This window comes from Halomonas sp. ND22Bw, assembly GCF_003011945.1.
Classification (GTDB): Bacteria; Pseudomonadota; Gammaproteobacteria; order Pseudomonadales; family Halomonadaceae; genus Halomonas; species Halomonas halophila.
The window spans coordinates 33,396-46,449 of record NZ_PXWD01000001.1 but is presented as its reverse complement, the minus strand read 5'-3'; the positions used below and the strand labels follow the sequence as shown (position 1 = coordinate 46,449).

The window sequence follows — 13,054 nt, the reverse complement described above, 5'->3', positions numbered from 1 at the left end:
ACGCGGGGAACACACCATGGCAACCGCCAGCCTGAACAAGGCCCAGAAGCTCAAGCTGTATCGCTGGCGCTGGTCCGGCAAGGGGCCCCAGGGGCGCAAGGTCAGCGGCGAGATCATCGCCAGGAGCCGCGTCGAGGTCGAGAAGGAACTCTCCGGCCAGAACATCATCGTCAAGACCATCCGCCGCAAGAGCGGCATCGGCAACGGCATGGGCAAGGTGAAGCCCCGCGACATCATGCTGTTCGCTCGGCAGATGGCCACCATGATCCGCGCCGGCGTGCCGGCCCTGCAGGCCTTCCAGGTGGTCGCCGAGAGCATGAAGAAGCCGGCCATGCGCGCCCTGGTGCAGGAGCTGATGAACGAGGTGGCCGCCGGCGCCAGCTTCTCCGAGGCACTGAGGCGTCACCCGCTCTACTTCGACCGGCTGTTCTGCAATCTGGTGGAAGCCGGTGAGCAGTCCGGCTCGCTGGATCGCATGCTCGAACGGGTGGCCACCTACAAGGAAAAGGTGGAATCGCTCAAGGGTCGGGTGAAGAAGGCGCTGTGGTATCCGGCGGCGGTGGTCGCGGTGGGCATCGGCGTCACCGCGATCCTGCTGATCAAGGTGGTGCCGCAGTTCGAGAGCCTGTTCCACGGCTTCGGCGCCGAACTGCCGGCGATGACGCGCATGACCATCCAGCTCTCCGAACTGGCCCAGCAGTACTGGCCGTGGGCGCTGGGTGCGGTAGTCGCGGCCATCGTCCTGATCCGCGCCGGCATCAAGCGCTCCGAGGCCTTCGCCTACCGCATGCATGCCCTGGCGCTGCGCATCCCGGTGATCGGCGACATCCTCGACAAGTCCTGCGTGGCCCGCTACTCACGCACCCTGGCCACCACCTTCGGCGCCGGGGTGCCGCTGGTGGAGGCACTGCAGACCGCTGCCGGCGCCTCCGGCAACAAGGTCTACGAGCGCGCGGTGGAACAGATCCGCGACGACGTCGCCACCGGCCAGCAGCTGCACTTCGCCATGCGCCTGACCGAGCAGTTCCCGCCGCTGGCGGTACAGATGGTCGGCATCGGCGAGGAAGCCGGCGCCCTGGACGCCATGCTCAACCGGGTGGCGGACTACTACGAGGAAGAGGTCGACAACAAGGTCGACGCCCTCACCTCGCTGCTCGAACCGTTCATCATCGTGGTGCTGGGCGTGCTGGTGGGCGGCCTGGTGATCTCGATGTACCTGCCGATCTTCGAGCTGGGGAGTGTGATCTGACGATCAGCAAGGAGTGAGGAGATGAGGCGTGAGGCGAAAAGGCGCCTCACTCCATACCGATAGCCCGCCATCCTTACCGACTCCCCATCCTGGGCGGGCGATGCGCTGGCGCTTATCGCCCCTACGCGTCGCCACGATGTTCAGATGCCCTGAGACGTGATCGCGGGTAGGCTGGATAAGCCGAAGGCGCATCCTGCGAGGCCTGACCACCGACACCGACGATCCCGGCCCGACGCCTCACCCCTCACCCCTCACCGACAGGCAACGGCGCCTGCATGGCCGCCACCACCACCGGCCGCAGCTTCTGCACCAGCTCGTGAACGGAGACCCGCTCGCCGTAGTCATGCTCGGCGATGTCGCGGAGTGCATCCAGGCCGGACAGCGTGAAGATTACCGAGCCGAGGATGAAGTGCAGCCGCCAGAAGCGTTCTGCGTCGGGCAGCTCCGGCGTGGCCAGCCGTACCAGCTCGATGAACCGATTGAAGGCGTCACCATACTGCGACTGGATATAGCCGCGCAGATGCCCCTGGGCCTGGCTGTAGGCCAATCCCAGCAGACGCATGAATACCTTCAGGCTGTCGCGCTCGGCCGGCACCTCGAGCACCGTGCGAGCCATGGTCTCCAGCAGCTCCTCGAGCGGAATCCGGCTGCCATCACGAGCGTGCCGCGCCTCGAGCTCGTCCAGAGCACGATGGAAGCGTTCGGTAAAAGGGTCCAGGTAGCGGGCGAACACCGCCTGAATCAGCGACTTCTTGGAACCGAAGTGATAGTTGACCGCGGCCAGGTTCACCTTGGCCTTGCTGGTGATGTTGCGCAACGAGGTCTCGGCAAAGCCGCGCTCGGCGAACAACACCTCGGCGGTGTCGAGAATGCGAGTGACGGTATCGGGCTGGGCCATCGAGTCGATCCGGTATTATGTGGTCTCAGGCGTGAGGAAACGCATGTTTCAAACTATCCATGTTCCATGAGAGTGCAGCGCCAAGGGCCTCGAGGTCAACCGTCATACGCTTGATACGCATCGGGCCGGCGGCGGCATGGCGAGCCAGCGCCCACGCCAGCGAGGCATCACGAGACTTTTACTGGATGAATGGCCATGCTGTATACTTGATCAATAATCGCATTCCATCCGCTCCGGAGGCCGCATGACTCGCCCCCTCACGTCACGCCAGCAGAACGTCTACGACTTCATCGTCAAGACCATGAACGAGCTGGGCTATCCGCCGACCCGAGCGGAGATCTCACGCGCCCTGGGCTTCAAGTCGCCCAATGCCGCCGAGGAACACCTGCGCGCCCTGGAACGCAAGGGTGTCATCCGTGTCATCCGTGGCACCTCCCGCGGCATTCGCCTGCCGGCCCAGGACGCCGAGGTCACGGAGAGCGCTGCGGGCGAGGAGCCGAGCCAGAGTCAGGGTCTGCCGATCATCGGTGAGGTCGCCGCCGGCAGCCCGATCCTGGCCGCCGAGCACATCGACCGCTACTGCCCGCTGCCCCCGGAATACTTCACCCCGAAGGCCGACTACCTGCTGCGGGTGCGCGGCCTGTCGATGAAGGATGTGGGCATCATGGAAGGCGACCTGCTTGCCGTGCATCGTACGGAGCGCATCCGCGACGGCCAGATCGTGGTCGCACGCCTGGAAGACGAGGTGACGGTCAAGCGCTTCCACCGCCAGGGCCACAAGGTACGTCTCGAGGCGGAGAATACCGACTTCGATCCCATCGAGGTCGACCTGCGCCATGACGCCTTCGAGATCGAGGGCATCGGTGTAGGGGTCATCCGCGGCGGCAACGGCCAGGCTTTAGGTTAGGCACTTCCCGAGCTTGTCCATACGGCGTTAAAGCTCTCCTCGGTATGCTCATTGAACGGCTTGTCAACTCGCGCGCGAGCCCGGTCCGCCTCTCGTCGAGCTTTGCCTTGCGACCTACAAGGATGTGGGAAGTGCGTTGGCCCGTAGGGAACGGGCCTAGCTCTGGACTGCGCTCAGAAAGCGCTATAGCCAGGAGGTTGCTGCTTTGACACGCAAGATCCTGCACGCCGACTGCGACTGCTTCTACGCCGCCGTCGAGATGCGCGACGACCCGAGCCTGCGCGATATTCCCATCGCTATCGGCCGCTCGCGCGAACATCGCGGGGTCATCGCCACCTGTAATTATCCGGCCCGGACCTTCGGCATCCATTCGGCGATGCCCACGGCCCAGGCCCTGAGACTCTGCCCTCACCTCACCCTGCTGCCGGGCGACTTCGACAAGTACCGCGAGGTATCCCGGCAGATTCAGGCCGTGTTCTATGAGCTCACCCCGCTGGTCGAGCCGCTGTCGCTGGACGAAGCCTATCTGGACGTCACCGATGTCGAGGGCTTCCAGGGCAGCGCCACCTGGATGGCCCAGTGGATCAAGCAGGAGTGCCTAACGCGCACCGGCATCACCGTCTCGGTGGGGGCCGCTCCGTCCAAGTTCCTGGCCAAGGTGGCCAGTGACTGGGAGAAACCGGACGGGCTGACGGTGATTCCGCCGGACCGTGTCGAGGCCTTCGTGGCGAGCCTGCCCGTCGGCAAGCTGCACGGGGTAGGACCCGCCACCCGGGCCCGCCTGGAGGCGCTGGACGTGGCCACCTGCGCGGACCTGTGCCGCCTGCCGCGAGAACGGCTGCTGGAGGAGTTCGGCAAGTTCGGCCAGCGGCTGTTCGAGCTGGCCAGAGGTATCGACGAGCGTCCGGTCAAGGTGGAGCGGGAGCGAAAATCGATCAGCGTGGAGACCACCTTCGACCGCGACCTGCCAGACCTGCCGAGCGCCCAGCAGGCGCTGGCACCGCTGTGCGACAAGCTGGCCCTGCGGGTGGCTCGCCATGGGGAGCCGGCGATCGCCGGGCTGTTCGTGAAGGTGCGCTTCGATGACTTCAGCCTGACCACCTTGGAGAGCCGCGGCCAGGCCATCGGCCGCGACAGCTATCATCGCCTGCTGGAACAGGCCTGGGCCCGGGCCTCGCGCCCGGTGCGACTGCTGGGCGTGGGCGTCAGGCTACAGCCCGAGGCCGCCCGCCAGCAGCTGACGCTGGCGTTTTAGTTCAGAGCCATGGGGCAGCCTTTCACGGCGTCTCCTCTCGATCCACCACCTTGACCTCCTGCAACGACACACCGTGCCGCAGGGCCTCTCGGACCCGTTCGTCATAGCTTTCCTTGGCCGACAGGCGATGGATCACCACGCGCCGCGGCAGGAACATCAGCTCGACCAGTACCAGGGCGCCCAGCAGCCCGACCCCGAGGAGCCACCAGCCGGTCGGATCGAAGAAAAGCGCCAGGCCATAGGTCATCACCGACGTCAGCAACAGGCCGAACCAGAGCTGGTGCAATCCGAAGAAGCGATTATGGCGAAGCATCTGTCGGCGGATCAGGCGAGCCGAACGCGCCACGGGAGTAGCCGTCATGGTCATGGGAAGTCGTAGCCAGGCAGAAATCGCCTGCCACTATGCCAAAACGGGCAGCGACGCATCACCCCATCACGTGACAGGAACGACGCCTTATCGGATTAAAGTTTCCATGCGATAACGCTCTGTTACACCTGGAAACAATCGATGATGCCCGAGAAGTCACAAGGCGCTCGGGCGGTGATGCCACTCTAATCGGGGCGAGAGCGACCGGGCGCCGGCGACACCTCCGGCGCCCGGCCGATTCAGGCGAACACCACCGTCTTGTTGCCATGCACCAGCACGCGATCCTCGAGATGCCAGCGCAGCCCTCGGGCCAGCACCGTCTTCTCGACGTCGCGGCCGAAGCGCACCAGGTCATTGGGCGTGTGGCAGTGACTGACCCGATGGATGTCCTGCTCGATGATCGGGCCGGCATCCAGCTCCTGGGTCACGTAGTGGCAGGTGGCACCGATCAGCTTCACGCCGCGCCGATAGGCCTGATGGTAGGGCTTGGCCCCGGCGAAGGACGGCAGGAAGCTGTGATGGATGTTGATCACCCGTCCGGCGTAGCGCTCGCAAAGGTTCGGCGGCAGGATCTGCATGTAGCGCGCCAGCACGATGCTGTCGGCCCGACTCTCGTCGATCAGGCGCTGCACCTCGGCGAAAGCGACCGACTTGTCGGCGGGGTCGACCGGCACGTGGTGATAGGGAATGCCGTGCCACTCCACCAGCGAACGCATGTCCTCATGGTTCGAGATGACCGCGGCGATGTCGCAGTCCAGCTCGTTGGCCGTCCAGCGATAGAGCAGGTCCACCAGGCAGTGGCTCTCGCGGGAGACCATCAGCACTACCCGCTGGCGTTGCTGAGTGTCGGTCAGCGACCAGTCCATCTCGAATTCGTCGGCGATCGGCGCAAAGGCATCGCGCAGCGACTCGGCGGACATGCCGATGGAATCGGCGAGGATCACGTAGCGCATGAAGAAGCGCCCGGACTCCAGGTCGGAGTGCTGGCTGGCCTCGGTGATGGAACCGCCCTGCCCGGCTATGAAGCTGGAAACACGCGAGACGATCCCCAGATTGTCGGGGCAGGAAACCACGAGACGGTAATAGTGTGACATCGAAAGACCGTAGTTTGGATGAATCGAACAATCCCCCATTGTAGCGAAATCCTGTCCGTCGAGTCAGACCTTCGTCGCCTGACGAGGCGCGTTGTGACGCCGTGCCACCATCCCGTATAGTGATCGTCACATTTTCCGTCGACGTTCCCTTGATGCCACAACCCCGCGTCCAGATCCGCCCCCGCCGCCGCCCGCCCCTGCATTTCCTGCCGCTGGGTGGCTGCGGCGAGATCGGCATGAATCTCAATCTCTACGGCTACGCAGAGAAGGAGCACGAGGACCGCTGGATCGCCGTGGACTGTGGCATGATGATCCGCCAGGACCTGCCGGACAGCCCGCTGCAGGTGCCGGACCTTGCCACCCTGGACACCCTGGGCATCGCCCCCGAAGCACTGATCATCACTCACGGGCACGAGGACCATATCGGCGCGGCGGCCTGGCTGTGGCCACAATGGGGTTGCCCGATCCACGCCACGCCGCTGGCCGCGGGGCTGCTGCGCGCCAAGTTCGCCGAGCGCGGCCTGTCGCAGTCGGCGATCCACGTCATCGAGCCCGGCGAGGCGTTGAGCGTCGGCCCCTTCGGCCTGCGCTACCTGCCGCTGACCCACTCGATTCCCGAGAGCTGCGCCCTGCTGATCACCGCGGGCTCGCATCGCGTGCTGCATACCGGCGACTGGAAGCTCGATCCCGAGCCGCTGATCGGCCCCGCCGTGGAGGCCGAACTGTACCGCGCCCTGGCGCCGGTCGACCTGGTGGTGGGCGACTCCACCAATGCGCCGTTACCCGGCCACTCCCGCAGCGAGGGTGAGGTCGCCGATGCCCTGGCCCGAGCCATCGAAGGCTGCCAGGGACGCGTGGTGGTCAGCTGCTTCGCCAGCAATCTGGCCCGGGTGCTGGCCATCAGTCGCGCCGCCGAGCGCTGTGGCAGGCGTGTCGCACTGATGGGGCGCTCCATGGAACGCATGGTCGGCGTGGCGCGTGGTCTCGGCTATCTGGATGACATGCCGCCGCTGGTGCCGATTTCCGACATGGGCTACCTGCCCCCCCAGGAAGTACTGGTGATCGCCACCGGCAGCCAGGGCGAGCCCCGCGCGGCACTGTCACGCCTGGCCCGTGGTCGCCACCCGCACGTCGAGCTGGAAGCCGGCGACAGCGTGATCTTCTCCTCCAAGGCGATTCCCGGTAACGAACGCCTGATCGAGCGTCTCAAGCGCGGCCTGAGCCATCTCGGTGTATCGCTGCTCGACGAGAGCAACCACGCGGAGCTGCATGCCTCCGGCCACCCCGCCCAGGAGGAGCTCGCCACCCTATACGGCTGGACGCGCCCCCGCCATCTGCTGCCGGTGCACGGTGAACCCCGCCACCAGCAGGCCCACCAGAGCCTGGCGCAGTCGCTCGGCATCGCGGCGCCGATCGTCCCGCGCAACGGCGACATGATTCGCCTGGACGGCGAGGGGCTGCATCTGGAGGCTCGCCATGCCCAGACGCCACGCATCATCCATCAGGACGAGGTCGCCCGACTGCCCGGCCTCGGCGGCGGAGAGGCCCGGCACGGTCAGCTGCACCTGGCGCTCACGGTGATGGCCACCGAACAGGGCTGGACCCGCATTGGACGCCTGCTGCTCGATGCCAGCGAGACGAGCCCGCTGGACGAAGATGCCTTCATCGACTGGCTCGACGATTGCCTGGACGACATCCAGGTGGAATCCCTGGCCGACCTGCGCCTCGCCCTGCGGCCACGCATGCTCGCCTGGTTCGGCGACCACCTGCGCCGAATGCCCGAGATCCATCTGCAGATACTCGCGGCCGAAGCGGAAGTCTCGGGCTGAGACTTTGCGGCCGGCAGATACCGGAGCCCGCTCACAAGATAGATTCGCCACAAAAGAAAAACCCCGAAGGCCAAACCTTCGGGGTTTTCTTGTCACTCAGCGCTGAATTTACGCCTTGTCGGCGGCCTTCTTCGGCGGACGGCCGCGCTTGCGCTGGGGCTGTTCCGGCACGAGATCCTCGACGGAAAGGCCCGCCTCGTTAATCTGCTCGCGGATTTCGGCGAGCTTGCGAGCCTTTTCGGCTTCCTCTTCCTGGCGCTGACGCTCCTCGTCATTCTTCTGTTCGATGACTTCACCAATCACTTCGGCCAGCTTATGGAGTTGCTCCATGCTGAGTTGGCGGGCCGCCGCACGGGCCACGTTCTTGTTGCGCGCGATACGCTCCAGGGTCTGCTCGGACATTGCCCCCTCCAGGACGCAGGTTGATGGTCGGCCACGCTCGGCCGATACCAGTAAAAGTATATGCTCAACAGCGTTTTTGGCAAGAAAAGCCGAGGGCCGGTGCTCGGGAATAGTCGCCGGGAAAGTAGACGAAACCGTGAACCGCAAAGAGAAAAAAGCAGGGGGATTAGCAAGCAGGAAAACGGCACCGGGGCAGTAGACGATCCTCCGACCCGGCGCCGATAGGCAATGGCTAGCCGCCGGTCATGTTCATGAAGCGCACCACCTGCACATCGCCATCGGTGGTGAAATGATGGCGCTCGGGCTTGAGCGGCATGGCCGCCACGATGGCGGCCTTGAGGGCCTCGATATCGCCGGGGTGGCGGCGTACCACGGCCCGCAGGTCCACCGAATGCTCGTTGCCGAGACACAGCAGCAGCCGGCCTTCGGCGGTGACGCGAACCCGATTGCAGCTGGAGCAGAAGTTGTGGCTGTGCGGCGAGATGAAGCCCACCCGGGTATCGCTGTCGGGCATGCGGAAATAGCGCGACGGCCCGAGCGTCGACTCGGTGGTCGGCAGCAGCGTATGGCGTGTCTCGACCAGCGCCTGCACTTCGTCGCTGGAGCAGAAGGTCTCCTCGCGCCCGTGGTCCGAGACCTCGCCCAGCGGCATCTCCTCGATGAAGCTGATATCGAGCCCCTCACGGCGCGCGAAGTCCACCAGATCGATGACCTCGTCGTCGTTGCGGCCCTTGAGGATGACCGCATTGAGCTTGATGCGCTCGAAGCCGGCCGCCTTGGCGGCGCGAATGCCGTCGATGACTCGCTGCAGATCGCCGGTGCGCGTCAGCCGCCGGAAACGCTCGGGGTCCAGGGAGTCGATGCTGATGTTGAGCCGCTCGAGGCCGCCCTCGCGCAGGCGACGGGCATACTTGGGCAGGCTCGCACCGTTGGTGGTCATGGCGAAGTCCTTGAGCCCCGGCAGTGCACCGATGTCCTCCACCAGACGGTCGATGTCGCGCCTGACCAGCGGCTCGCCGCCGGTCAGGCGAACCTTTTCCACCCCGAGCTCGGTGAAGGCCCGGGCCACCAGCGTCAGCTCTTCGAGGGTCAGCACCTGGGCTCGCGGCAGGAAGGTCATCTCCTCGCTCATGCAATAGACGCAGCGAAAATCGCAGCGATCGGTGACCGAGATGCGCACGTAGCGCACGCGTCTACCGAAGTCGTCGATGAGCTCATCGGTCATGATGACACCTCCCAGCGCTTGGCATCGCGATGATCGGTCTGGCGCTCGGCCACCCAGTAGTCACCGCTGGCGGTGTGCTCCTTCTTCCAGAAGGGAGCACGGGTCTTGAGATAATCCATGATGAAATCGCAGGCCTCGAAGGCCGCCCGCCGATGGGCGCTGGCGACCACCACCAGCACGATGGGATCCCCGGGCCCAAGACGGCCGACACGATGAATGACCCGCATGCCCTGCAGGGGCCAGCGAGATTCGGCCTCGTCGACGATCGCCTCGAGGGCCGCTTCGGTCATGCCCGGATAATGCTCCAGGCTCAGTGCCTGCACGTCCGGGCGTTCGTTGAAGTCACGCACCAGGCCGGTAAAGGCGATCACGGCGCCGATATCGGTGCGCGTCTCGATCAACCGGCGCTGTTCCTCGCCGGCGTCGAAGGCCTGTTGTTGTACTCGCACACGTGACATGGTCAGCCTCCGGTCACCGGGGGAAAGAAGGCCACTTCGTCCTCGGCGGTCAGCGGCGTCGCATTGCCCGCCATGACCTGATTCACGGCGCACAGCACGCGCCTTTCCTCGAGGCCGGCGAAGCGTTTGTCCATGGCCTTGAGGGCGGCCTTGAGCCCGCCCACGTCGGCTCGTTCGAGCGCGTCAAAGGGCAGCGACACCTCGCCGACGCCCAGTCGTTCGCGGAGTTCGGCCAGGCACTTGACCAGGATACAGGGCTCGCCGGCGGCGCAGCGCGCGCCCAGCGAGACCTCGCCGGCCTCGCCCTCCCCGGTCACGATGGGCACCTCGTCGGCCTCGGCCTCTCGGGCGTAATCACCGGACTTGCCGCCGGTCTTGGCCTCCAGGCGGATCTCGCCGATCTCCATCGTCTTGTCCACCGCCTTGCACATATCGTAGAGGGTCAGGCAGGCCACGGACACGGCGGTCAGCGCCTCCATCTCGACGCCGGTACGGCCGTTGAGCCGGCAAGTGGCGGAGACGTGGACGCCGGCATTGGCCTCGTCGAGTTCGAAGTCCACGCTCACCTTGGACAGCGCCAGCGAATGGCACAGCGGTATCAGCTCGTGGGTGCGCTTGGCGGCCTGGATGCCGGCGATACGCGCCGTGGCCAGCACGTCGCCCTTGGGCAGGTCGCCATCGGCCAGCAGCGCCAGGGTCTCGGGACGCATGCGGATCGTCCCGGAGGCACGCGCCTCGCGACGGCTCTCGGCCTTGTCGCCGACATCGACCATGTGGGCTTCGCCGCGGGCGTTGAGGTGAGTCAGGCTCATGAAGGGCGCCTCATGTCAGTCGGAAAAGGGGTTGGATGGCCACCGGCTCGCCGGGCTCGACCGCGGCGCGGGCCGCGTCGATCTCGATCAGGCAGTCGGCGGCCACCATGGAAGACAGGATACCGGAGCCCTGGGCACCGGTGGGCCGCACCCAGCGCCGCCCCTCGGCGTCGCTGCGGCAGGTGGCACGCAGGAAGTCGGTGCGACCGACGCGGCCTGTCAGCGCGACCTCGGCCAGGGCGGTGTCGCGCCGGGGGGCGAGATCGTGGCGCCCCTGCAGCCGCTTCAGCAGCGGCGCCACGAACTGCAGGCAGGTGACCATCGCCGCCACCGGATTGCCGGGCAGCCCGATGAACGGCACCTCGCGCTCGCCGAGCGTGCCGCAGGCCAGCGGCCGGCCGGGGCGAAGGGCGATGCGCCAGAAGGCCAGCCGACCGACCGACTCCAGCGCCTGGCGCGTGTAGTCGGCCTGCCCTGCCGACACGCCGCCGCTGGTCAGCACCAGGTCGGCATGGCGGGCGGCGCCGTCGAGGGACGCGACCAGGGCGTCGCGATCGTCGGCCAGGATGCCAAGGTCGATGACCTCGGCACCGTGTTCCGTCAGCAGGCCGGCCAGCGAGAAACGATTGGCATCATGGATGCCGGCCGCGGGCAGCGGCTCGCCCGGGGCAGTGACCTCGTCGCCGGTGGAGAAGATCGCCACCCGAGGCCGACGATGAACGGCCGCCTCGGCGAATCCCAGCGAGGCCAGCAGGCCCAGTTCGGCCGCCCCCAACCGGGTACCGGCGGCCAGCGCCCGCTGGCCACGGGCGATATCCTCGCCAGCCTGGCGCACGTTCTGGCCCAGGCGAACGGTCTCGGGGCGCTCGACCTCGACGGCATCGCCGCACGCGTTCAGCTGTTCGCCCATGATCACGGTATCGGCGCCCGGCGGTAGCGGTGCCCCGGTGGTGATGGTCACGCATTCCCCGGGGCCGAGCGGCGTCTCGCGCCGGCGCCCCGCCAGCACCTCGCCGACCCGATGCCAGCGCGACGGGCCCTGGCCGGATGTCCACGCCAGGGCGATGCCGTCCATGGCGGCATTGGTGTTCTGGGGCACGTCGATGGGAGAGTCCAGCGCGACGGCCAGCACCCGGCCATGCAGGGCACCGAGGGACACCGATTCGGCGGGCAGCGGGCCGGACACCAGGCCCAGCAGGGCCTCTCGAGCCTCGTCCGGCGACAGGGTCCGTTCGGCGAGGTCGAAACAGGACAGCGTCATGATGCCGTGCCCTCGCCTCGCGGGCCACGCCGACCGGCCCAGCGGGTGGGCCAGTCGGCGACCCAGTCGGCAAGGCCGTCGAGATCGTTCAGGTCCAGCCGCTCGACGTCGTCGGGCAACTCAGGCGCCCCGTCGCTGGCCACCGCCACGATCCAGCCGTCCCCGGCCGCGCGCAACGGCTTGCCCACCGCCTCGCGGTAGAGCTCGAGCTTGGGCAACGGCCAGGCCTTGAAGCCCTCCACCAGCACCAGGTCCGGCCGCTGGGGGCGCACCATCTCGATCAGTTCGGCGAGATCGGCCTCTTCGCGATCGGGGGTCTCCATCATCAGCGCGACCCGGGCGCGGGACGCCACCAGGATCGGCTCGGCGCCGGCCTGGCGCAGGCGATGGCTGTCCTTGCCCGGCTGGTCCACGTCGAAGGCATGATGGGCGTGCTTGATCACCGCCACGCGCAGGCCGCGCTGGCGCAGCGCCGGCAGCAGTCGCTCCAGCAGGGTCGTCTTGCCGGTGCCGCTCCAGGCGGCAATGCCCAGCAGCGGCAGGTCATCCTCCAGCGGCACGGAGCCGACGGGTGTGTCGCTCATGGGCGCAGTGTCTCCCGGCGACGCGCTTCCAGGCGCCGCTTGTCATCCAGGGTATTGAGATTGACGAAGGCCTCGGCGCGGTCCGACATGTCCACCTCGCACCAGGCATGACGCGCGATCCAGCGGTCGACCTTGCGCTCGCCGGCGGCCAGCGCCTCGCCCAGGTCGTCGACCAGGTCGCGTCGGATCAGCGCCACGACCGGATGCAGCCGCTCGCCGTCGTGGGCCACGGCGATATCGGCGCCGCCCCGGCCCGCGATGAGCCGCGCCACCAGATCGTCCGGCAGCGCCGGGCAATCGCAGGGCACCACCACCACCCAGTCGGTGGCAGCCGCCCGCAGCCCGCTGTAGAGGCCCATCAGCGGGCCCATGTAGCCCGTCTCGGCGTCGGCGATGACCCGATCGGCCCACTCGGCGTAGGCCTCGGGATGGCGGTTGGCGCTGATCAGGAGCTCCGCCACGCGCCCGACCAGCGGCGCGACGGCATGGGCGATCAGGGGACGGCCCGCAAAGGCCTCGAGGCCCTTGTCGCATCCCCCCATGCGACGCCCCTGCCCGCCGGCCAGTACCAGGCCGGTGAGCGCATCACGATCGATCACGAACAGGCTCCGTCCAGACGTTCTGCATATCGCGTCATGATGCCTCAGCGTCGCGGCGGGTGCCATGACCATAGGGTCAACTTGCGTTCCGAAACCGACCCGTGGGGCATGCCG

The 13,054-nt window shown here is 66.9% G+C and carries 14 protein-coding genes; 4 read left to right on the top strand and 10 right to left on the bottom strand.

Annotated elements, in window-relative coordinates; all coding sequences use genetic code 11:
• Positions 1-16: 16 nt before the first annotated feature.
• On the top strand, positions 17-1,249 hold the full coding sequence (locus tag CVH10_RS00225; protein ID WP_106487479.1) for a type II secretion system F family protein: 1,233 nt from the start codon (positions 17-19) through the stop codon (positions 1,247-1,249).
• A gap of 244 nt (positions 1,250-1,493) precedes the next feature.
• Here the strand turns inward: CVH10_RS00225 and CVH10_RS00220 are convergent, their stop codons facing one another.
• A complete protein-coding gene (locus CVH10_RS00220) occupies positions 1,494-2,147 on the bottom strand; it encodes a TetR/AcrR family transcriptional regulator (RefSeq protein ID WP_106487478.1) in 654 nt (217 codons plus the stop codon).
• Positions 2,148-2,391: 244 nt separating this feature from the next.
• Here CVH10_RS00220 and lexA point away from each other — a divergent pair, with 244 nt between their 5' ends.
• Together lexA and dinB are read left to right on the top strand one after the other, a co-directional pair.
• Positions 2,392-3,054, top strand: coding sequence for a transcriptional repressor LexA (gene lexA, locus CVH10_RS00215; RefSeq protein ID WP_106487477.1), 663 nt, complete (start codon positions 2,392-2,394; stop codon positions 3,052-3,054).
• Positions 3,055-3,259: 205 nt separating this feature from the next.
• Positions 3,260-4,309, top strand: a complete 1,050-nt coding sequence (gene dinB / locus CVH10_RS00210; RefSeq protein WP_106487476.1) for a DNA polymerase IV — start codon at positions 3,260-3,262, stop codon at positions 4,307-4,309.
• Between the two features lie 22 nt (positions 4,310-4,331).
• Here dinB and CVH10_RS00205 read toward each other — a convergent pair whose 3' ends face one another.
• Together CVH10_RS00205 and purU are read right to left on the bottom strand one after the other, a co-directional pair.
• A complete protein-coding gene (locus CVH10_RS00205) occupies positions 4,332-4,676 on the bottom strand; it encodes a hypothetical protein (RefSeq protein WP_146142889.1) in 345 nt (114 codons plus the stop codon).
• Between the two features lie 239 nt (positions 4,677-4,915).
• Positions 4,916-5,770, bottom strand: a complete 855-nt coding sequence (gene purU, locus CVH10_RS00200) for a formyltetrahydrofolate deformylase (protein WP_106487474.1) — start codon at positions 5,768-5,770, stop codon at positions 4,916-4,918.
• A gap of 236 nt (positions 5,771-6,006) precedes the next feature.
• On the opposite strand from purU, the gene CVH10_RS00195 reads away from it, so the two are divergent.
• Positions 6,007-7,599 carry a ribonuclease J gene (locus CVH10_RS00195; RefSeq protein WP_106487753.1) on the top strand — a complete coding sequence of 531 codons (1,593 nt, stop codon included), beginning with the start codon at positions 6,007-6,009 and terminating at the stop codon, positions 7,597-7,599.
• A gap of 108 nt (positions 7,600-7,707) precedes the next feature.
• Here CVH10_RS00195 and CVH10_RS00190 read toward each other — a convergent pair whose 3' ends face one another.
• The 7 genes from CVH10_RS00190 to mobA all read right to left on the bottom strand — a co-directional run bounded on the left by CVH10_RS00190 (position 7,708) and on the right by mobA (position 12,940).
• Positions 7,708-8,001 (bottom strand): H-NS family nucleoid-associated regulatory protein, encoded by a 294-nt coding sequence (locus CVH10_RS00190; RefSeq protein ID WP_035593505.1) that lies wholly within the window; start codon positions 7,999-8,001, stop codon positions 7,708-7,710.
• A 232-nt stretch (positions 8,002-8,233) separates the two neighbouring features.
• Positions 8,234-9,226 carry a GTP 3',8-cyclase MoaA gene (moaA, locus tag CVH10_RS00185; RefSeq protein ID WP_046078547.1) on the bottom strand — a complete coding sequence of 331 codons (993 nt, stop codon included), beginning with the start codon at positions 9,224-9,226 and terminating at the stop codon, positions 8,234-8,236.
• The gene (gene moaE, locus CVH10_RS00180) at positions 9,223-9,684 is read right to left on the bottom strand and encodes a molybdopterin synthase catalytic subunit MoaE (RefSeq protein WP_106487473.1); all 462 of its coding nucleotides are present in this window, start codon (positions 9,682-9,684) and stop codon (positions 9,223-9,225) included. The genes moaA and moaE overlap by 4 nt, the downstream gene beginning before the upstream one ends.
• A 2-nt stretch (positions 9,685-9,686) precedes the next feature.
• Positions 9,687-10,496, bottom strand: a complete 810-nt coding sequence (gene moaC, locus CVH10_RS00175; RefSeq protein ID WP_106487472.1) for a cyclic pyranopterin monophosphate synthase MoaC — start codon at positions 10,494-10,496, stop codon at positions 9,687-9,689.
• 10 nt (positions 10,497-10,506) lie between these two features.
• Positions 10,507-11,757 (bottom strand): gephyrin-like molybdotransferase Glp, encoded by a 1,251-nt coding sequence (gene glp, locus CVH10_RS00170; protein WP_035593512.1) that lies wholly within the window; start codon positions 11,755-11,757, stop codon positions 10,507-10,509.
• Positions 11,754-12,341, bottom strand: a complete 588-nt coding sequence (gene mobB / locus CVH10_RS00165; RefSeq protein ID WP_106487471.1) for a molybdopterin-guanine dinucleotide biosynthesis protein B — start codon at positions 12,339-12,341, stop codon at positions 11,754-11,756. Before mobB ends, glp begins: the two co-directional genes overlap by 4 nt.
• Positions 12,338-12,940 carry a molybdenum cofactor guanylyltransferase MobA gene (gene mobA / locus CVH10_RS00160; RefSeq protein WP_369335684.1) on the bottom strand — a complete coding sequence of 201 codons (603 nt, stop codon included), beginning with the start codon at positions 12,938-12,940 and terminating at the stop codon, positions 12,338-12,340. Before mobA ends, mobB begins: the two co-directional genes overlap by 4 nt.
• Between the last annotated feature and the right edge of the window lie 114 nt (positions 12,941-13,054).

What these genes read in the sequence shown, in the direction of transcription:
- CVH10_RS00225 (WP_106487479.1), top strand. Translation starts at nt 17, where the DNA reads ATGGCAACCGCCAGCCTGAACAAGGCCCAGAAGCTCAAGCTGTATCGC.
- CVH10_RS00220 (WP_106487478.1), bottom strand. Translation starts at nt 2,147, where the DNA reads ATGGCCCAGCCCGATACCGTCACTCGCATTCTCGACACCGCCGAGGTG.
- lexA (WP_106487477.1), top strand. Translation starts at nt 2,392, where the DNA reads ATGACTCGCCCCCTCACGTCACGCCAGCAGAACGTCTACGACTTCATC.
- CVH10_RS00205 (WP_146142889.1), bottom strand. Translation starts at nt 4,676, where the DNA reads ATGACCATGACGGCTACTCCCGTGGCGCGTTCGGCTCGCCTGATCCGC.
- purU (WP_106487474.1), bottom strand. Translation starts at nt 5,770, where the DNA reads ATGTCACACTATTACCGTCTCGTGGTTTCCTGCCCCGACAATCTGGGG.
- CVH10_RS00195 (WP_106487753.1), top strand. Translation starts at nt 6,007, where the DNA reads ATGAATCTCAATCTCTACGGCTACGCAGAGAAGGAGCACGAGGACCGC.
- CVH10_RS00190 (WP_035593505.1), bottom strand. Translation starts at nt 8,001, where the DNA reads ATGTCCGAGCAGACCCTGGAGCGTATCGCGCGCAACAAGAACGTGGCC.
- moaA (WP_046078547.1), bottom strand. Translation starts at nt 9,226, where the DNA reads ATGACCGATGAGCTCATCGACGACTTCGGTAGACGCGTGCGCTACGTG.
- moaE (WP_106487473.1), bottom strand. Translation starts at nt 9,684, where the DNA reads ATGTCACGTGTGCGAGTACAACAACAGGCCTTCGACGCCGGCGAGGAA.
- moaC (WP_106487472.1), bottom strand. Translation starts at nt 10,496, where the DNA reads ATGAGCCTGACTCACCTCAACGCCCGCGGCGAAGCCCACATGGTCGAT.
- glp (WP_035593512.1), bottom strand. Translation starts at nt 11,757, where the DNA reads ATGACGCTGTCCTGTTTCGACCTCGCCGAACGGACCCTGTCGCCGGAC.
- mobB (WP_106487471.1), bottom strand. Translation starts at nt 12,341, where the DNA reads ATGAGCGACACACCCGTCGGCTCCGTGCCGCTGGAGGATGACCTGCCG.